This window comes from Pseudomonas sp. ASL8 (genome assembly GCF_056680355.1).
Window position 1 is genome coordinate 840,462 of sequence record NZ_CM155278.1, and the last position, 19,206, is coordinate 859,667.

The 19,206-nt window shown below is 57.5% G+C and carries 12 protein-coding genes and 1 pseudogene; all 13 read left to right on the forward strand.

Annotated features, from left to right (window positions below; translation table 11 throughout):
- Positions 1-141: 141 nt before the first annotated feature.
- The 13 genes and pseudogenes from AC1MEA_RS03935 (at position 142) to AC1MEA_RS03995 (ending at position 19,148) form a co-directional block, all read left to right on the forward strand.
- Positions 142-1,704 carry an HET-C-related protein gene (locus AC1MEA_RS03935; protein ID WP_480918094.1) on the forward strand — a complete coding sequence of 521 codons (1,563 nt, stop codon included), beginning with the start codon at positions 142-144 and terminating at the stop codon, positions 1,702-1,704.
- Between the two features lie 25 nt (positions 1,705-1,729).
- A pseudogene (locus AC1MEA_RS03940) lies at positions 1,730-2,038 on the forward strand (hypothetical protein); the annotation flags it as partial.
- 192 nt (positions 2,039-2,230) lie between these two features.
- Positions 2,231-5,767, forward strand: coding sequence for a T6SS effector BTH_I2691 family protein (locus AC1MEA_RS03945; protein ID WP_480916790.1), 3,537 nt, complete (start codon positions 2,231-2,233; stop codon positions 5,765-5,767).
- A 1-nt stretch (position 5,768) separates the two neighbouring features.
- The gene (locus AC1MEA_RS03950; RefSeq protein WP_480916792.1) at positions 5,769-6,959 is read left to right on the forward strand and encodes a hypothetical protein; all 1,191 of its coding nucleotides are present in this window, start codon (positions 5,769-5,771) and stop codon (positions 6,957-6,959) included.
- A gap of 346 nt (positions 6,960-7,305) precedes the next feature.
- Positions 7,306-8,088, forward strand: coding sequence for a hypothetical protein (locus tag AC1MEA_RS03955; protein WP_480916793.1), 783 nt, complete (start codon positions 7,306-7,308; stop codon positions 8,086-8,088).
- A gap of 114 nt (positions 8,089-8,202) precedes the next feature.
- Positions 8,203-9,804: an ABC transporter substrate-binding protein gene (locus tag AC1MEA_RS03960; RefSeq protein WP_480916795.1), complete on the forward strand. Its 1,602-nt coding sequence runs from the start codon at positions 8,203-8,205 to the stop codon at positions 9,802-9,804.
- Between the two features lie 270 nt (positions 9,805-10,074).
- Entirely contained in the window at positions 10,075-11,700 is a 1,626-nt protein-coding gene (locus tag AC1MEA_RS03965; protein ID WP_480916797.1) for an ABC transporter substrate-binding protein, read from the forward strand.
- Positions 11,701-12,125: 425 nt separating this feature from the next.
- On the forward strand, positions 12,126-13,502 hold the full coding sequence (locus AC1MEA_RS03970) for an OprD family porin (RefSeq protein ID WP_480916799.1): 1,377 nt from the start codon (positions 12,126-12,128) through the stop codon (positions 13,500-13,502).
- Positions 13,503-13,594: 92 nt separating this feature from the next.
- Positions 13,595-15,190 (forward strand): ABC transporter substrate-binding protein, encoded by a 1,596-nt coding sequence (locus tag AC1MEA_RS03975; protein WP_480916800.1) that lies wholly within the window; start codon positions 13,595-13,597, stop codon positions 15,188-15,190.
- Between the two features lie 75 nt (positions 15,191-15,265).
- On the forward strand, positions 15,266-16,276 hold the full coding sequence (locus tag AC1MEA_RS03980) for an ABC transporter permease subunit (RefSeq protein ID WP_480916802.1): 1,011 nt from the start codon (positions 15,266-15,268) through the stop codon (positions 16,274-16,276).
- Positions 16,277-16,286: 10 nt separating this feature from the next.
- Positions 16,287-17,198, forward strand: coding sequence for an ABC transporter permease subunit (locus tag AC1MEA_RS03985; protein WP_480916804.1), 912 nt, complete (start codon positions 16,287-16,289; stop codon positions 17,196-17,198).
- Between the two features lie 10 nt (positions 17,199-17,208).
- Complete coding sequence (locus AC1MEA_RS03990) at positions 17,209-18,180, forward strand: ABC transporter ATP-binding protein (protein ID WP_480916806.1); 972 nt, start codon at positions 17,209-17,211, stop codon at positions 18,178-18,180.
- The gene (locus AC1MEA_RS03995) at positions 18,177-19,148 is read left to right on the forward strand and encodes a peptide ABC transporter ATP-binding protein (RefSeq protein ID WP_480916808.1); all 972 of its coding nucleotides are present in this window, start codon (positions 18,177-18,179) and stop codon (positions 19,146-19,148) included. Before AC1MEA_RS03990 ends, AC1MEA_RS03995 begins: the two co-directional genes overlap by 4 nt.
- Positions 19,149-19,206: the final 58 nt, after the last annotated feature.

The following is a 19,206-nucleotide window of genomic DNA, read 5'->3' on the forward strand; positions in this document are numbered from 1 at the left end:
TACTCATTCTTTTGCGTTTTGAGCTGCCCTGACACAGGGTGCATTGACGCGCCACTTTTTATGGAATCACGGATGAAGCCTCTTAACACCCCTTCAGATAACCCTCATTACTACGCCGAAGCGATGCATTTGATCTCTCAGATGCCCATCGACGAAAAGCCGTCGTCATCGTCGCAGAATAGCGACACGGTAGACTTCGAAGCCGGCGCTGGGGACAAAAATAAATCGACCCACCGGACCATCGAAGAGGTGCTGGCCTCTGTCGCATTTAGCACCAATGAGATTGAAGCCATTTATTTCGGTAACTGGTTGCGCGACTACTCGCAGTTGCTTGATCCCAAGATTGTGCGCGCAACTACGATGCCTAAAAATTTCCCGGACGTGCTCTCCCGTGAAGCGCTGACGCAGATAGTGGATGTACTGGCCATCCGTGAATTCCCCGCGTTGATGAAGATAGACCGGGAGAAATTCAAGGTGACGCCACAGAGGCTGGGCGTCTATCGTCCAAGCGAACACATTGATAATCCTAAAGTGGTGAAACCTGAACCGGCCGATCCCAAGCAGCGCGACGCAGACTTCGAACCGTGGGTTCTGCCTGACGATCCGTTATTGCAAGTCGACTTCGAGACCTCGAAAAAACGCTATATCCAACGTTCGGTTGACGTCATGGTCGACGAATTGAAGAAGGCAATGCAGGAGGGGCCATCATCTACCGACGGGCTCAGGTCGTTCGGCGCGGCGCTGCATATCCTGGAAGATTTTTTTGCTCACTCCAATTTCGTCGAACTGAGCTTGATCAAAACGGGTTACGAAAATGTGTTGCCATGGACCTCGAAAGCCGATTGCAAGCAGAGCCTGCCGCTGGTCACCGGTATGTTCGGTGCCAGCGATGTTATCGCCAGTCTGGCAGCACCTCTCGGGGAGATATTATTTTCGACAAAAGACACAACGTTTGAACCCACCAAGGCTGGCTTTCGCACTGAACAAGACCAACTGATCCTGATTTTGCTCGGTGAGCACCCAAACGCAATTCTGCTCCCGGCCTTCGAAGGATACCTTCAGGTTCGTGATACATGGGCCGACTTGCCTTTTTCCGAATGGGTGGAGAAGCTGCAATGGCAGTTGGGTACCCCCGTACAAGTACTGAGCAATGCTGTCGGTACAATCATGCAAGGCATGCTGACATTGTTGGGAAACAGCATCGACGATAGCCAGACCTTGCTCGGTGACAACCCCAATACCAGTGGCTCAACTGACCCGACCCACTCACAGCTGGCCAAGGATCATGCCGAACACCCGCTTCATTCCCTTGCCGCATTACTGGCCCGGGATGCAGTTCTTCGAGTTGCACAAGCCATGCTGGGGCATTGGGAAGATAAGCCGGGTGCCGATCCTGTAACTGTCGCATCCTCTTACTTCGTCCACCCCCAGGATTGCGACTGGCAGGATGGTAAGGTACGAGAGTGGGCCGAAAAACACCCCGACCTCGTCCTTAGCAGCACGCGAAAAAGCGACTTGGATAAAGTGCATGAGCACTTGCACAACAGCGTTGTGCAAGGACTGGAAAAATTCAAGAAAGACGGCTCCCGCTTTTTAAACACCTTGATCAGCACCGACACTAACCCCCTACTTGATATATGGAAGCTCACCCCTACTGGACGCGCAGCTACTAATATCAAGGAGTTCCTCGGGCCAAAGAACTAAGCAAACCTTGTAGGGAAACGAAGCAGTGCGGCATTCTGCGTTGTCTGATCGTTGTCGACATCCGCACGCGTCCTTGGCTCACGCTGCCAGCACACGGGTCTATTGCTCCGAAGCCAGCACCCGTGTCACTGATTTCGATGCGTCGGCTGAAACTGTGTTCAATCGGCTGACGTAATTCGAGCGCGGCAGCACTGAAATCGAGCCGCGCCTTGCCACCCGCTGGGAGGTGTCCAGCGATGGACTGAGTTATACCTTCCACCTGACATCAACCAAAAGCTCATCGGCACCGGACCTTTCGTACCCAAGCGAAAAGTCCTACGGCCCGCCGCGCCCGCCGCCGACAGCCCTGAATCTGAAATCCCGCCATAGTCGCCGCTTTCGGTAAATACGAAGGACTGCGCATGACGTCTACTACGGCAAAAAGACCTCCATTTGCTTTGCCTGATGCTTTCCTCTGGCTGCAACGCGTCGGTTTTTCGAACCCCGATCACAACCACTCCAGCGCTGAGCAGGTCGGGAGCCAGCCATGACCGACTTCATGACCCCACGCGGTCACATGGCCAATCTGGTCGCCCAATCCAAAAGCGCCACACCCTTCGGCGAAGTCGGCGTTTGCCCACTGCTGCAAAAAACCATTCACCTGCTGCCGGTACGTTACGGCCTGGTTGAAGACAGCCTAGATCCGAGTGCTGATCTGGCGATGCCTTACACGCTACAAAGCCGCCCCTTGGGTCTGCGCATGCTGCGTGACGGTTATCTGTATGTAATCGACAGCGCTACCGGAATGCTGAGTGAATACAGCATCAAAGACGGCTCCCTCGAGTACTGGCTGTTCACCGGCAACGCGTTTAAAGAGGATCGCCCGCCCCTGGGTGATCCTCCAGAAATGATCGTCTCCCGGCGCAGCGTGCTGCATGTCGCCTACTCGGAGCTGCAGTGGACCGTCGCCAAGTGCCGGCAGGTGCTCGATAGCGCCACCGAGCGCGAGCACTTCATGCAGCGTATCGACCTGGCGCCGGTCAACAGCGAACACATCGTCGCGCCGCTGCTGCATGAGCGACACGCGAAGAAATGGCTGGCCGAGGTGGCGCCGGATCACGATAGCCCTCATCAAGGCCTTACGCCTGAAGAAAACATCCCGTACCTGTGGGAACACCCACCACGGTTTCGTCAGACCTTGATCGAGGAGCTGACCAGCCAGGTCAGCAACGAGCACAAAAACGACTTCCTGTTCCTCGCCGTACGCGACGATATCGGCGTAATGCGCGACCTGGCGAACTATCAGGACAAGGTGGTGGGCTGGATCGATGACTGGGCCCGCAGCGGTCAGGAAGAAGGCCACACCGAGCGTGATTACGTGCTGGGCTGCTACATCGAATCGCTGAGCCAGATCAGTGCCGCCAACCTCAGAAAAATGGCCGAGAGCACCGATGACCCTGCGCTCAAGGCGTTATTGCTTGATCTGGAAAAGCTGCCCGAACCCCAACGTAGTGAAACGCGGCAGGCGTTGCTGGAGGTGCTGAACCTTGATCCGGTTGCCAATCCGCTGCCCGGTGTTTCCGACCCTGACCATCCTGCCGACCTCAAGGCCCAGCTAAAAAGCATCCAGATCGGCCCGGTGCGAGCCATTGGCTACAACATGGCCAGCGAGCTGGAGAAAGCCGTCGAGCTTTACTACCTCAAGCAAAAACTTGCCACCGCCGACCCTGAGTTTATTGCCACCCACTGGCAAACCCTGGCCAAGTTGCACCGGAAACAGGACAAGCGACTAAGAGACCTGCTGTACGGCGCCCGCTGGGGCCAGCGCGGGATCAACGACCTGATCGACCGTCCGCGCATGGACGCTTTTCTCAAGGCGCAACGCCCCAAGCTCGCGCATTGGAACACCCTGCTTGATCGCATCACCTATGACCGACTGGAGATGCTGACCCACAACCGTTTCCACCGCGCCGCCTGGTATTACGACGCCAACGATCCGGAGCAGATCGATCACGCCTTGCTCACCCAATACGACTGTTTGAAAGACCTGTGCCGCAGTGACACCGCCAACGACACCATTGTTGCCTGGCTCAACCGCAACCCGCATCAGAGTCGGTCACTGTTTTTTACCTTGCCGCTGAGCGTGCAGACCGAACTGGCCGCACAATTCGCCTTGTTCACCAACGCGGGCTGGGGACTGCTTAAAAGCGCGCCGGAGTGGATCGAGAAGCTGAAAACACTGTTTGTCGGCCATCTGCCGGACATCGAAACCCTGCCCCACGCCACCCAAGTCAACGCCACCGCCGCCTGGGGCACCCTCGCCCCCGCCGTGCAGTGGGGCGTGCAACAAGGGCTGCACGACTTCATGCAGGCCTTGGACAAAGGCCAGATGCCGGACATCGAGGCACTGTTTCGCTACCTGCCCAAGACCTTCGGGGTTTCCCTGCTCGACGCGGCCCGGCGCGAGAAGGTCAGCTTTCAAGTGGCCGATGCCGATGACCTGAAAGCCTTGGGTGAGACGGTCAAGGAGGTGCAGGCGAAACGTAGATACCTGCGTTCCCTGAACAACAATGCCCGTCGCTATCGTGCGGAAAAAGATCACTGGCTGGCTCAAGAGTTGGAAAACCAGCGGCCTGAAACTCAACAGAAACTTAACGTTCTGGAAGAGCGACTGGCCCGGATGCTGAGCCCGATTCGTGAACTGCCAGAGGGCGCGGTGCACCTGCAAACAGCGACGGCCGGCACGCCGGGGTTGGCCTTGGTGTTTCCTCCCGAGCAGCAGGCGCAGGTACGGTCGCTGCTGGATAACTATCGGCAGGGGGTGAGGGCTGCGCCTACAGCCGGGTTGTTGGGGGATGGGGCTGGGCTGCTGGTGTTTGCGGCGCAGTTGGTGAATTTTGTGCAGGTGATTAGGGAAATAAGGGCCCAATCGGGTCACGAAAAAGACCTTGCCTCATTTTGGAGTTCACTCTCCACTACAGTCGCAGCCGGCTTTGGTGCCGCCGGAGGAATTGTTGATACCGCACTTGGCGCACAGGCAGCGGTGTTGAGTAAGAACATAAAAGTAGCCGAGTTGAAAGGCGTGCACGTCCAAATGGGGAAGTTGCATCTCGGATTAGGTTTAATCGGCTACTTCGCCGGGACGGTGGCCGCTGCGATGAGCCTGAGAAGCGCCCATAACAACTGGCTGAATGCCGCACGCGAAGGTAACGGGGCAGCACAAGCAGGTGCCACCCTGAGCATGATGGGCAGTAGCGGTTTTTTACTAAGCAACGCTTATGGCTTCGGTGAAACATTGATGGCGGGTAAAAACGTCCTATCCGTTGCGATGCAAACCGAAGCCCGTCTGGCAGCTTGGGCCGTAGCGGGCACACGTCTGTCCTTGGTGTTTTTTCGCGTCAATATGGCCGGGATTCTGTTTACCGCTCTGGAACTGTCGGGCAGTTGGTTTTACAACCGCTATAACCTCAGTCGCCATGATCGATGGCTGCAAACGACACCCTGGAGTCGAGATGCGGATCGACGCTTGTCGTTGCCGTTAAGCGAGTACCAAAAAAATCTGCACGTTCAGGTCAAGGCCCCAAAAATCGAGGTGCGGCCCGAGCAACCTGATGATCAGGGCACCCTGTCCGCGACGCGAATAGTGCTGCACCTGCCCACCACCTCCAGTGCCGATTTGATGAAACCTTTTGGCAACAGCAAAGCCAAAACCGTGCTCAGGATAGGCGGCTATGAAGTACGGACTCACACCACGCGCGTCAATCCCGTCGAGCGCTGGACTGTTGCGACTGACGCATTGATCCAAAAACTGCAGATCAAACAAGTAACACCTCTGGTTCTGGAGTTTGAGGCACCCACTCGCGAGTATCGCCCAACCGCCACCGAGCGCGACGAGCTGGTGGTGACCGTTGAGCTTGGAGACTTTAGCCCCGAGGATGGCGCTTACTTACTCAACGTTTATCAATTCAGAGTGCCTCTCGACGGCCAAGACGGTGAGATCGCTGATAAGAACCTTGAACCTCAAGGGGAGAAATGCTCTTTTTACCTGATTGATCCCCTCCTCCTGCCACAGGAGGACGATTGATATGGCTAAACCCTCCGTTAGCAGTCCTCCGCCGATCAATCAGGAACCTTACGCAGGGATGATTGAAACCTTTCCCAGCGGCCAGGTTATTTATCTGGCCCCCGCTCCTTTGCCCACTGACAGCCTGGCTCAGGACTACGGGAATGCAGTGGGCAGCGTAAATGACGTTTATATGGACTTCGGGCTAGGAATGCCTGCTGTATTCGGTTGGCAGATGATAGTTGGGGGCCCATTTACGTGTTCCTGTTTGTATGCGTTTATCTTGCCGTTGTTGGTCGGGATAATAGTTCTTGGTCTTGGAGGGGATTTGAAAGAGGCCAGCGACTTCACGTTGGGCCTGATCCCCTCTGGCTTGCAGATCGGCGCGTGGGGCGGCGGCCTCGCCCTAGCCCTCGGCATCATCATCACCTTCAACCACCTCGCCAAATACGAAACCCTGGTCCCCACCCGCTTCAACCGCCAGCGCCGTGAAGTCTGTTTCGTCCCCGCAGGCCAAACCGAACCGATCTTCGTCCCCTGGGAATCACTCTCCGCGTGGGTCGTCCAGGCCCGAGGTGTTACTCAATATGGCCTGAACATCCAGTACGCCATGGGCCTCGGTTTTTACCACCCGCCTCACGATCAGCAATACACCCTGGAGTTTCACTGCGCCGGTTTTGAGTTGGCCATCTGCAACTGGGAGGCGATTCGTGCGTACATGGAGTACGAGGTCCACACGCTCAAGGACATTCAGGACCCGCTCAACCTGCAAGGCCCCGACGATCCACCGCATGAAGGGCTGCACACGTTCTACAACGCCCGCGAACGCATGCGCCGTCGGCGCAAGGCGGGCGAAGTCGGCTGGAGTTATCCATTCTGGTGGTACCTGTACCACGTCATGACCCTCTGGACCCTGCCCAACCACCTCACCGAATGGGAAATCCGCCGCATCAAAAGCATGGGCCGCGCCGCCGTGCCCGAGGCGATGCAGGCATGGTCCGCTCCGCTGCCGAAAGCTGAATGGGCCAAACCCAGCGAGAAGCTGCAACGCATGAGCAAAATGGTCATGGACCTGCGCCTGCAAGAGCCGCAGGTCTCGTTGATTCAGCACTTTGTTGAAGTGCAGATCGCTGAAGCGAAACGAGAGAGTCAAGAAGAGGACGGCGATGACGCCCTGATTGATCCCCTCCACCTGCCGCAGGAGGACGACTGATATGGCTAAGCCGCCCCATAACGCGCCGCCACCGATCAGTCGTGAACCGTATGCAGGGATGATCGAAAACTTCCCCAGCGGCCAGGTTATTTATCTGGCCCCCGTTCCTTTGCCCACCGACAGGCTGGCTCAGGATTACGGAAATGCGGTAGGTGAAGTAAATGATACCTACATGGATTTTGGATTCGGACTGCCTGCTGTGTTTGGTTGGCAGATAACCCTAGGAGGGCCATTTACTTGCTTCTGTTTGTCTGCTTTTCTCATGCCTATTATTTTTGCATTTACGGGTTTGGTGATTGGCGGAACGTTTGAAGAAGCAATGATATTTTTAACAGGGCCATTCCCCATGCTCCTCAAAATAGGTGCATGGGGCGGCGGCGCTGTTCTTCTGATGTTCCTTATCATCTCCCTCAACCACCTCGCCAAATACGAAACCCTGGTCCCCACCCGCTTCAACCGCCAACGCCGTGAAGTTTGCTTCGTCCCTGCCGGTCAAACCGAACCGATCTTCGTTCCGTGGGAATCACTCTCGGCGTGGGTCGTCCAGGCCCGAGGTGTTACTCAATACGGCCTGAACATCCAATACGCCATGGGCCTCGGTTTTTACCACCCGCCTCACGATCAGCAATACACCCTGGAGTTTCACTGCAGCGGTTTTGAGTTGGCCGTCTGTAACTGGGAAGCCATTCGTGCGTACATGGAGTACGAAGTCCACACCCTCAAGGACATTCAGGACCCGCTCGACCTGCTAGGCACCGACGATCCGCCACATGAAGGGCTGCACACGTTCTACAACGCCCGCGAACGGATGCGCCGTCGGCGCAAAGCTGGGGAAGTGGGCTGGAGTTATCCGTTCTGGTGGTACCTGTACCACGTCATGACCCTCTGGACATTGCCCAATCACCTCACCGAATGGGAAATCCGCCGCATCAAAAGCATGGGCCGCGCCGCCGTGCTCGAGGCGATGCAGGCATGGTCCGCTCCGCTGCCGAAAACTGAATGGGCCAAACCCAGCGAGAAGTTGCAGCGCATGAGCAAAATGGTCAAAGACCTGCGCCAGAAAGAGCCGCAGGCCTCGTTGATTCAGCACTTCGTTGAAGTGCAGATTGCTGAAGCGAAACGCGGATGACGCTCCGCGATTCTCGCCACAAGGATGGCTTTTACGAACTCAGCGTTTATTGTGTCTATCCACATCGCCGCATGATTCCAGACGACGCGTTTGCATCACCTTCTCGAGGCCACTATGGACAAGACCGCCTTCAAACCGCTGCTCCTCGCCGCCGCGCTGCTGGCCTGCACGCCTGTCGTCCAGGCCGCCAGCACCCTGGTGTACTGCTCGGAGGCCAGCCCTGCCGGCTTCGACCCGAGCCAATACACCAGTGGCACTGATTTCGATGCGTCGGCCGAAACCGTGTTCAACCGGCTGACGCAATTCGAACGTGGCAGCACTGAAGTCGAACCTGGCCTGGCCACCCGCTGGGAGGTGTCCAGCGATGGCCTGAGTTACACCTTCCACCTGCGCGAGAACGTTAAATTCCACACAACCGATTACTTCACACCCACTCGGGACTTCAACGCCGACGATGTGTTGTTCACCTTCGATCGTCTGCTCGACCCGAATCATCCGTTTCGCAAGGCTTACCCGTCCGAATCGCCGTACTTCAACGACATGGGCCTGAACACCACGATCAAAAGCGTCGACAAGGTTGATGAACACACCGTGCGTTTCAGTCTGAACAACGTCGATGCAGCCTTTATCCAGAACCTGGCCATGAGCTTTGCCTCGGTCCAGTCCGCTGAATATGCCGCGCAGTTGCTCAAGGAAGGAAAGGCCGCCGACATCAACCAGAAGCCCATCGGCACCGGGCCTTTCGTGTTCAAGCGTTACCAAAAAGACTCGCAGATCCGCTACAGCGCCAACCCGACGTATTGGAAGCCGGAGGATGTGAAGCTCGACAATCTGGTGTTTTCTATCAACAGCGATGCCGCGGTGCGCCTGCAAAAACTCAAGACCGGCGAATGCCAGGTCAGCGGCTACCCGCGCCCGCAGGACATCGAGCTGATGGAAAAAGACCCGAACATCCAGGTGCTCAGCCAGCCCGGTTTCAACCTTGGTTTTCTCGCCTATAACGTCACTCACACACCGCTGGATCAGCTCAAGGTGCGCCAGGCGCTGGACATGGCCATCGACAAGCCTGCGATCATCAAGGCGGTTTACCAGAGCGCCGGGCAACTCGCGCAAAACGCCCTGCCACCCAACCAGTGGAGTTACGACCCAACGATCAAGGACGCACCCTACGACCCGACCAAGGCCAGGCAACTGCTCAAGGAAGCGGGGGTCGCGCCGGGCACCGAAATCAGCCTGTGGGCCATGACCGTACAGCGGGCGTCGAACCCCAATGCGCGTATGTCCGCGCAGATGATCCAGGCCGATTGGGCAAAAATCGGGATCAAGGCCAACATCGTCAGCTACGAATGGGGTGAGTACATCAAGCGCGCCAAAAACGGCGAGCACGACGTCATGATTTATGGCTGGACCGGCGACAACGGCGATCCTGACAACTGGCTCGGCGTGCTCTACAGCTGCGCGGCGGTCAACGGCAGCAACTTCGCCAAGTGGTGTGATCCGGCCTACGACACGCTGGTGCAGCGGGCAAAATTGAGCCGTGACCGCTCAGAGCGGATCAGGCTTTATCAGCAGGCTCAGCACATTCTCAAGGAACAGGTGCCGATTACTCCAATTGCCAACTCCAAGGTATTTCAGCCACTGCGCAAAGAAGTGCAGAACTTCAAACTCAGCCCGTTTGGCCTGACGCCGTTCTATGGCGTCAGCCTGAATAAATAGCAATCCGTAACACTCTCGCGCTAACCGGGTGCATTTCACACGCCCGGTTGCCCTCCTGCGGTGCAGCGAACTCCTCTGAAAACGACCACGCAAACGATCAAATTGGCACATAAGTACATGAATGCGACATTCTTGTACGTTCGTACCACTGTTTGGCGTTTCCTTGGCGCCACCATCTTGCTTTGGGTACGGCCCCTGCATAAGTATCGGCAGGGTCGACTCACGAGGTCGCACCCTCTATCTAAAAAATGACAACAACATGAGGCCACCATGCTCAAAAACGCGGTCATTCCGTTTTTACTCAGCGCAGGTTTGATCGCCAGCGCTCCCTTCGCCCAAGCAGCTACCAATCTGGTGTTTTGCTCCGAAGGCAGCCCGGCCGGTTTCGACCCAGGCCAGTACACCACCGGCACCGACTTCGACGCGTCAGCCGAGACCATGTTCAACCGTTTGAGCCAGTTCGAACGCGGCGGCACTGCGGTCATTCCAGGGTTGGCGACCAGCTGGGACATTTCCCCTGACGTCCTGACCTACACCTTCCATCTGCGCGACGGGGTGAAGTTCCACACCACGCCTTACTTCAAGCCGACGCGTGACTTCAATGCCGATGACGTGCTGTTCACGTTCAACCGCATGCTCAACAAAGACGATCCATTCCGCAAAGCCTACCCGACCGAGTTCCCGTACTTCACCGACATGGGCATGGACGAGAACATTACGAAGGTCGAGAAACTTGATGACCACACCGTCAAGTTCACGCTCAAGTCCGTCGATGCTGCGTTCATCCAGAACATGGCCATGAGCTTCGCGTCCATCCAGTCCGCTGAATACGCCGCGCAGTTGCTCAAGGAAGGCAAGGCTCAGGACATCAACCAGAAACCGGTTGGCACGGGTCCATTTGTGTTCAAGAGCTACCAGAAAGATTCGAACATCCGTTACACCGGCAACAAGGATTACTGGAAGCCTGAAGACGTCAAAGTCGACAACCTGATCTTCGCCATCACCACCGACCCGTCGGTGCGTATGCAGAAGCTCAAGAAAGGCGAATGCCAGATCACCCTGTTCCCGCGCCCAGCCGATCTTAAAGTGCTCGAAGCGGACAAAGAGTTGAAAATGCCTAATCAGGCGGGTTTCAACCTTGGTTACATCGCCTACAACGTGATGGACAAAATCAAGGGCAGCGATACGCCAAACCCGATGGCTCAGCTGAAAGTCCGTCAAGCGCTGGACATGGCGGTGAACAAACAGCAGATCATCGATTCCGTGTATCAGGGTGCGGGCCAACTGGCCGTCAACGCCATGCCACCGACCCAATGGTCGTATGACACCACCATCAAAGATGCGGGCTACAACCCTGAGAAAGCCAAAGCGCTGCTCAAGGAAGCCGGCGTTAAAGAAGGGACCGAGATCACCCTGTGGGCGATGCCGGTTCAGCGTCCGTACAACCCCAACGCCAAGTTGATGGCCGAGATGCTCCAGTCCGACTGGTCGAAGATCGGTATCAAGGCCAAGATCGTCACGTACGAATGGGGCGAGTACATCAAGCGCGCCAAAGCAGGTGAAAACGGCGCGATGCTGATTGGCTGGAGCGGCGATAACGGTGACCCGGATAACTGGCTGGGCACCCTGTTCGGTTGCGACGCACTGAACGGCAACAACTTCTCGAAATGGTGTGATAAACCGTACGACGCCATCATCAAGCAAGCCAAGGCAACCCCGGATCAGGCCAAGCGCACCGAACTGTACAAACAGGCGCAACACCTCCTCAAAGACGCCGTGCCGATGACACCTATCGCGCACTCCACCGTCTACCAACCTATGCGCAGCAACGTGCAGGACTTCAAGATCAGCCCGTTTGGTCTGAACTCCTTTTACGGTGTCAGCGTTAGCAAGTAAGGGTGTTGTCACTGCGCTGTTACACACGGCGCAGTGACATCCACTTCCGGAACTTATAGAAACTCATGTCAGTTGGGAAACTGCCTAATCAGCGGCTTCCCATGCTCTCTAGTCATGTTTCCCATAAGCCCTGAAGCACTCCGAACTATTTACTGGACGGCCTGACGAACATAAGTTCGAAGGCTTATGGCTTTGCTATTCGTAAAAATAGTTGAGTGATCGAGAACGCGTCGGGAACAGGGATGTTCCGTCGTCGTTTGCCCGGCATTCATCCTGGGGCGAGATTTTCGCTCCCGGCAACGCCATTCCGGCGATTTGATGCCTTGCGTGCACAGAGGCATTGAAGCGTGCAGTAGCCGTGTTCCATCAAGCCAGATCACCCATAAGACTGGCCCTTATAAAAGTAGTAAAGGGAGCTTCATATCGTGAGAAAGACCAGTACCGTTCTATTAGCCGTGTCCATTACCACCTTGGGCGCAATGGCTCACGCAGAAAACGCCAGTCAGGCGTTCGTCCCGACAACGTTGAGTACCACCCACGCTCAAGACGGCGCAAAAGGCTTTATCGAAGACCAGCACCTGACAGGGTCCACCCGTAACTTCTACGCACGGGAACGCAGCACGCGCGCAGACCTTTTCAGCTATCAAAAAGACGGCCAAAAAGTCCCCACCAACCGTCGCGATACCTGGACCCAAGGCACCATTCTCAACTACACCTCGGGCTTCACCGAAGGCACGGTCGGGATTGGTACTGAAGTCGCCGTTTACAACGAAGTCGCGCTTGAAGCGGGCCACGCGCGTATCGCCGGCGGCGGAAACCGTACCCTCACTGACAGCAACGGTGATGCCGTCGACCAATGGAGCAAAATGGGCCTGGGCAATATCAAGGCGCGTATTTCCAACAGCACATTGACGGCCGGTCGCCAGTCCATGAACACGCCGGTCATTGCCTACATCGGCAACCGTGCGCTGCCTTCGAGCTTCAACGGTTTCAGCCTGCTCAGCGAAGAGTTCAACAACCTGTCGCTTCAGGCGGGCAGCTTCGACCGCGTATCGCCGCGTACCGAACAGAGCATGACCCGGTTCCGCTCCGAGTACGCCAGCAGCACCGCCACCGCCGACCGCCTGAGCATGGCCGGTGTCGACTACAAACCGTCCAAAGCCCTGACGGCCAGCTTCTACGCATCGGACCTGGAAGACTTCTGGAAGCAGTACTACGTCAGCATCACTCATGACCTGGGTGACACCTCGATCGTGGGCCTGACCACCGGGTTCAACTACTACAAAACCAAGGACTCAGGCCAAAGTAAACTCGGCGCGATCGACAACGACACCTTCAGCCTGTCGTTCACCGCGACGCACCTGGCGCACAGCCTGACCTTCGCGTACCAGGAAGTGGCCGGTAACGAGTACTTCGACTACGCCCACGAGACCAACGGCATCTTCCTGGCCAACTCCTTGCTCTCTGACTTCAACGGCCCGAACGAGAAATCCTTCCAGATCGGTTACGTGCTGAACATGGCCGCGTACGGCGTCCCGGGCCTGAAATTCAATGTGTACGAGGCGCGCGGCTGGGGCATCGACGGTACTCACTACGCCGGCACCGCTTACGACGTGAAAAAAATGGACGGTGAAAAACACCAGGAGTACGGGATCGGCACCAGCTACACCCTGCAGAACGGCCCTCTCAAGGACACCTCTGTGCGCGCGACTTATACCACCCACCGCGCCAGTGAGAATCAGGTCGACGGCAGCCTGAACGAGTTGCGTCTGGTGACCACGATTCCATTCAACATTCTTTAAATCGTCGATAGCGCCTTGTGCGGCTGAAACCCGGAAGCCTCCGCAATCAGCCGCACAGGCCATCACCGCTCATGTGTTTAAGGAGGGTCTATATGAAAGTGCTTTCTCTACGAACCTCGATTGCGTTGGCGCTGCTCAGCGTCGCCGTCAGCGTTTCAGCCAAACCCCTGGTGGTCTGCACCGAGGCCAGCCCTGAAGGTTTCGATATTGTGCAGTACACAACGGCCGTCACGGCCGACGCCTCGGCGGAAACTATTCTCGACCGTCTGGTAACGTTCAAACCCGGCACCAGCGATACCGCACCGGGCCTGGCCGAAAGCTGGGACATCAGCCCGGACGGCCTCGGCTACACCTTCCACTTGCGCCACGGCGTGAAGTTCCAGACCACCGATTATTTCAAGCCAACGCGCGCGATGAACGCCGATGACGTGCTGTGGAGCTTCCAGCGTCAATGGGACCCGAAGCACCCATGGCATGATAAATCGCTCACCGGCTTCCCCTATTTCGAGAGCATGGGTTTCAATGACCTGCTCAAAAACGTCGAAAAACTCGACGACTACACCGTCAAATTCACCCTGTCCCGTCCTGAATCTCCGTTCCTGCGCGACTTGGCGATGCCCTTTACGTCGATCTACTCAGCCGAGTACGGCGATCAGTTGCTCAAGGCCGGTAAGCCCGGCGAGCTGAACAGCAAACCTGTCGGCACCGGCCCGTTCATCCTGGTCCGCTACGCCAAAGACGCACAGGTCCGCTTTAAAGCCAACCCTGACTACTGGAAGGGGACTGTGCCCAGCGAGGCGCTGATTTTCGCCATCACGCTCGACAACAATACTCGCCTGCAAAAGCTCAAGGCTAACGAGTGCCAGATCGCGCTTTATCCAAAACCTGACGACATAGCCAGCATCAAGGCTGATCCCAATCTCAAGATTGACGAGATGGAAGCCATGATGACCAGCTACATTGCCATCAATACGTCGCACACCTACTTGAGCGATGTGCGGGTACGTGAAGCGATCAATATCGCCTTCGACAAAAAAGCCTATATCAGAGCCCTGTTTGGTGAAGGCAAAGCCACCGAAGGAGTCAACCCGTATCCGCCAACGCTTCTCGGCTACGCTACAGATATCCAGAATCCACCTCGTGATCTGGACAAGGCCCGCGCACTATTGAAAGACGCCGGTGTCCCAAAAGGGCAAGTGTTCACCCTGTTCAGCCGTAACGGTGGTGCCGTCACCAACCCTAATCCGTTGGTCGGCGCACAGATGCTGCAATCGGATCTGGCGCAGGTAGGCATCAAGGTCGATATTCGCGTTCTGGAATGGGGCGAGATGCTTAAGCGCGCCAAGAGTGGAGAACATGACATGGTGTTCGCCGGCTGGGCGGGTGACAACGGTGATCCGGACAATTTCCTGACACCTATTCTCAGTTGTGACGCCGCAAAAAACGGTGAAAATTACGCCCGTTGGTGCAACAAGGCATTTGAAGAAGCTATCTCCAAGGCACGCGCGACGACCGACCCCGCAGAACGGGCCGCACTCTACGAGCAAGCCCAGCACATTTTTCACCAGGAACAACCGTGGATAAGCTTGGCCCACCCCAAACTGTTCACGGCGATGCGCAAGAATGTCGAGGGCTATCACATCAGTCCGCTGACCAATAACAACTTCGCCACCACTCAGGTGAAGTAGATAAAAACACCGGTGCTGCTCGTAACCCGAGCTTCACCGGGGCACGCCTAACCGGCTGATGAGGTACACCAGAAGATGTTTAGTTTTATTGCCCGCCGCGTGGGATTGTTGATACCCACCTTCTTCGGCATCACCCTGCTGACCTTTGCCTTGATTCGCTTGATTCCGGGTGATCCGGTCGAAGTCATGATGGGGGAGCGCCGGGTCGATCCGGAAATGCACGCTCAAGCCATGGAACGTCTTGGCCTGAACAAGCCCCTGTATGCGCAGTACCTCGATTACGTCGGCAAGCTCGCCCACGGCGATCTCGGCGAATCGTTGCGTACGCGCGAAAGCGTCTGGACGGAGTTCACCGCGCTGTTCCCCGCCACCCTGGAGTTGGCGACTACCGCACTGATTTTCGCGGGCATTCTGGGCCTGCTGGCCGGGGTGATCGCGGCACTCAAGCGAGGCTCCCTGTTCGACCACGGAGTCATGGGCATCTCCCTCGCGGGGTATTCGATGCCGATCTTCTGGTGGGGCCTGATCCTGATCATGTTCTTCTCGGTGTCGCTGGGCTGGACCCCCGTGTCCGGGCGTATCGACCTGCTGTATGACATCGAACCGCGAACCGGCTTCATGCTCATCGACACGTTGCTCAGCGATGAGGCCGGCTCCTTTCTTGATGCGCTGCATCACTTGATTTTGCCGGCCATCGTGCTGGGCACCATCCCCTTGGCGGTGATCGCCCGGATGACCCGCTCTTCGATGCTTGAAGTGCTGCGTGAAGACTATGTGCGTACCGCTCGGGCCAAAGGCCTGTCGCCAGCACGCGTGGTGTTCGTTCACGGCCTGCGTAATGCGCTGATCCCGGTATTGACGGTGTTCGGCCTGCAAGTCGGCACACTGCTGGCGGGTGCGGTACTGACCGAAACGATTTTCTCCTGGCCCGGTATCGGCAAGTGGCTGATTGAAGCCATTGGCGCCCGGGACTATCCCGTGGTGCAAAACGGCATCCTGTTAATCGCCTGCCTGGTGATTCTGGTCAACTTCGTGGTGGACATCCTCTACGGCTTTGCCAACCCACGCATCCGTCATCAGCGCTGAGATCATCCTAATGAGCACACCTACTCCCGTGGTAGCAGTCGATCAAAGCCTGCTCTACCCCTCGCCGTACAAAGAATTCTGGCAAGCATTTGCGCAGAACAAAGGTGCCGTTGCCGGCCTGATGTTCATGACCTTGATCGTGTTCTGTGCCCTGTTCGCCCCGTGGGTCGCACCCCATGACCCCACCGAGCAATACCGCGAATTCCTGCTGACCCCGCCGGTCTGGCTCGCAGGCGGCCAATGGCAATTCCTGCTCGGCACCGATGAACTGGGACGCGACCTGCTGTCGCGCTTGATCACTGGTTCGCGCCTGTCGCTGCTGATCGGTTTGTCCTCCGTGGTCATGTCGTTGATTCCGGGGATTCTGATGGGCCTGCTCGCCGGGTTCTTCCCGCGTATTCTCGGCCCGTCGATCATGCGCCTGATGGACGTCATGCTGGCCCTGCCGTCGCTGCTGCTGGCCGTTGCGATTGTCGCCATCCTCGGCCCTGGCCTGATCAACACCATCATCGCAATTGCTGTCGTGTCCCTGCCTTCGTACGTGCGTTTGACCCGTGCTGCCGTCATGGGCGAACTGAACCGCGACTACGTCACTGCTGCCCGTCTGGCCGGCGCCACTCTGCCGCGCTTGATGTTCATCACCGTACTGCCTAACTGCATGGCGCCGCTGATCGTGCAAGCGACCTTGAGCTTTTCCTCGGCGATTCTCGATGCCGCAGCCCTGGGTTTCCTCGGCCTGGGCGTGCAACCGCCCACCCCTGAATGGGGGACCATGCTGGCGTCGGCGCGTGACTACATCGAACGCGCCTGGTGGGTCGTAAGCCTGCCCGGTCTGACCATTTTGCTCAGCGTGCTGGCAATCAACCTGATGGGCGACGGACTGCGCGATGCGCTGGACCCGAAGCTCAAGAATGCCGCCTGAGGAGATTCGTATGTCACTTTTAGAAATCAAGAATCTCAACGTCCGCTTCGGCGACGCCAAGGCCGTGCCGGTTGTCGACGGTCTGGACCTCAACGTGGAAAAGGGCGAAGTGCTGGCCATCGTTGGCGAATCGGGTTCCGGTAAATCGGTCACCATGATGGCGCTGATGGGCTTGATCGATCCGCCCGGCGTGGTCTCTGCCGACTCCCTGAGCTTCGATGGCCAGGAGTTGCTCAAACTCAGTGCGCGTCAGCGTCGACGGATCATCGGCAAAGACATGGCGATGGTCTTCCAGGACCCGATGACCGCACTCAACCCCAGCTATACCGTGGGTTTCCAGATCGAAGAAGTGTTGCGCCAGCACTTGAACCTGTCTGGCAAAGCCGCACGCCAACGCGCACTGGAACTGCTTGAGAAAGTAGAAATCCCCGGCGCTGCTGCTCGCTTGCACGCCTACCCGCACCAACTGTCCGGTGGCATGAGCCAACGTGTGGCGATTGCCATGGCGATTGCCGGCGAGCCGAAACTGCTGATCGCCGACGAACCGACCACGGCGCTGGACGTGACCATTCAGGCACAGATCATGGACCTGCTGCTGAGCCTGCAAAAAGAGCAGGACATGGCACTGGTGCTGATCACTCACGACCTGGCAGTAGTCGCCGAAACCGCCCAGCGCGTGTGCGTGATGTATGCGGGGCAAGCCGTTGAAATCGGTCAGGTGCCGGGGTTGTTCGACGTCCCCGCTCACCCTTACAGCGAAGCCTTGCTGGCTGCGATCCCCGAGCACAGCATGGGCGCCGAGCGTCTGGCGACCTTGCCGGGCATGGTGCCTGGGCGTTATGACCGACCCCAGGGCTGCCTGCTGTCACCGCGCTGCCCCTACGTGCAAGACAACTGCCGGACACAGCGCCCGGGCCTGGACTCTAAAGCCCATAGCCTTGCCCGCTGTTTCTACCCACTGAATCAGGAGCTGGTGTTATGAGCGTCGTTCTTACCGCCCGCGACCTTACCCGTCACTACGAAGTATCCCTTGGCCTGTTCAAGGGTCATGCCCTGGTTCGCGCCCTTAACGGCGTGTCATTCGAGCTGGAAGCGGGCAAGACCCTGGCTGTGGTAGGCGAATCGGGCTGTGGCAAGTCCACCCTGGCGCGCGCCCTGACCCTGATTGAAGAGCCCTCCTCCGGCTCGCTGAAAATTGCCGGGCAAGAAGTCACCGGCGCCAGCAAAGCCGAACGCAAGCAGTTGCGACGCGACGTGCAGATGGTGTTCCAGAGCCCTTATGCATCGCTTAACCCACGGCAGAAAATCGGCGACCAGTTGGGCGAGCCGTTGCTGATCAATACCAACCTGACCCGTGCCGAACGCCGGGAAAAAGTCCAGGCGATGATGCAACAGGTCGGGCTGCGTCCAGAGCATTACCAGCGTTACCCGCACATGTTCTCTGGCGGTCAGCGCCAACGTATCGCCCTGGCGCGCGCCATGATGCTGCAACCCAAAGTGTTGGTGGCGGATGAACCGACCTCCGCGCTGGACGTCTCGATTCAGGCGCAGGTACTTAACCTGTTCATGGATTTGCAGAAGGAGTTCAACACCGCTTACGTGTTCATCTCCCACAACCTGTCGGTGGTGCGTCACGTGGCCGATACGGTGCTGGTGATGTACCTCGGACGTCCGGCGGAGATGGGGCCCAAGGAAGAAATTTATAACCGGCCACTGCACCCTTATACCCAGGCACTGCTGTCGGCGACCCCGACTATCCACCCGGACCCGCTGAAGCCGAAGATCAAAATCGTCGGCGAACTGCCCAACCCGCTCAACCCGCCAAGCGGCTGCGCCTTCCACAAGCGCTGCCCCTACGCGACTGAACGCTGCATCAGCGAAGAACCGGCCCTGCGCCTGCTGGACAACCGTCAGGTTGCCTGCCATCACGCAGAGCAGTTCATCGTGTGACGGGCTGAAGGCGGTGTGTCAACCACACCGCCTTCGCGAACGTTTGACGCGGTGTGTC

What these genes read in the sequence shown, in the direction of transcription:
- AC1MEA_RS03955 (WP_480916793.1), top strand. Translation starts at nt 7,306, where the DNA reads ATGCTCCTCAAAATAGGTGCATGGGGCGGCGGCGCTGTTCTTCTGATG.
- AC1MEA_RS03950 (WP_480916792.1), top strand. Translation starts at nt 5,769, where the DNA reads ATGGCTAAACCCTCCGTTAGCAGTCCTCCGCCGATCAATCAGGAACCT.
- AC1MEA_RS03990 (WP_480916806.1), top strand. Translation starts at nt 17,209, where the DNA reads ATGTCACTTTTAGAAATCAAGAATCTCAACGTCCGCTTCGGCGACGCC.
- AC1MEA_RS03960 (WP_480916795.1), top strand. Translation starts at nt 8,203, where the DNA reads ATGGACAAGACCGCCTTCAAACCGCTGCTCCTCGCCGCCGCGCTGCTG.
- AC1MEA_RS03975 (WP_480916800.1), top strand. Translation starts at nt 13,595, where the DNA reads ATGAAAGTGCTTTCTCTACGAACCTCGATTGCGTTGGCGCTGCTCAGC.
- AC1MEA_RS03980 (WP_480916802.1), top strand. Translation starts at nt 15,266, where the DNA reads ATGTTTAGTTTTATTGCCCGCCGCGTGGGATTGTTGATACCCACCTTC.
- AC1MEA_RS03995 (WP_480916808.1), top strand. Translation starts at nt 18,177, where the DNA reads ATGAGCGTCGTTCTTACCGCCCGCGACCTTACCCGTCACTACGAAGTA.
- AC1MEA_RS03985 (WP_480916804.1), top strand. Translation starts at nt 16,287, where the DNA reads ATGAGCACACCTACTCCCGTGGTAGCAGTCGATCAAAGCCTGCTCTAC.
- AC1MEA_RS03965 (WP_480916797.1), top strand. Translation starts at nt 10,075, where the DNA reads ATGCTCAAAAACGCGGTCATTCCGTTTTTACTCAGCGCAGGTTTGATC.
- AC1MEA_RS03935 (WP_480918094.1), top strand. Translation starts at nt 142, where the DNA reads ATGCCCATCGACGAAAAGCCGTCGTCATCGTCGCAGAATAGCGACACG.
- AC1MEA_RS03945 (WP_480916790.1), top strand. Translation starts at nt 2,231, where the DNA reads ATGACCGACTTCATGACCCCACGCGGTCACATGGCCAATCTGGTCGCC.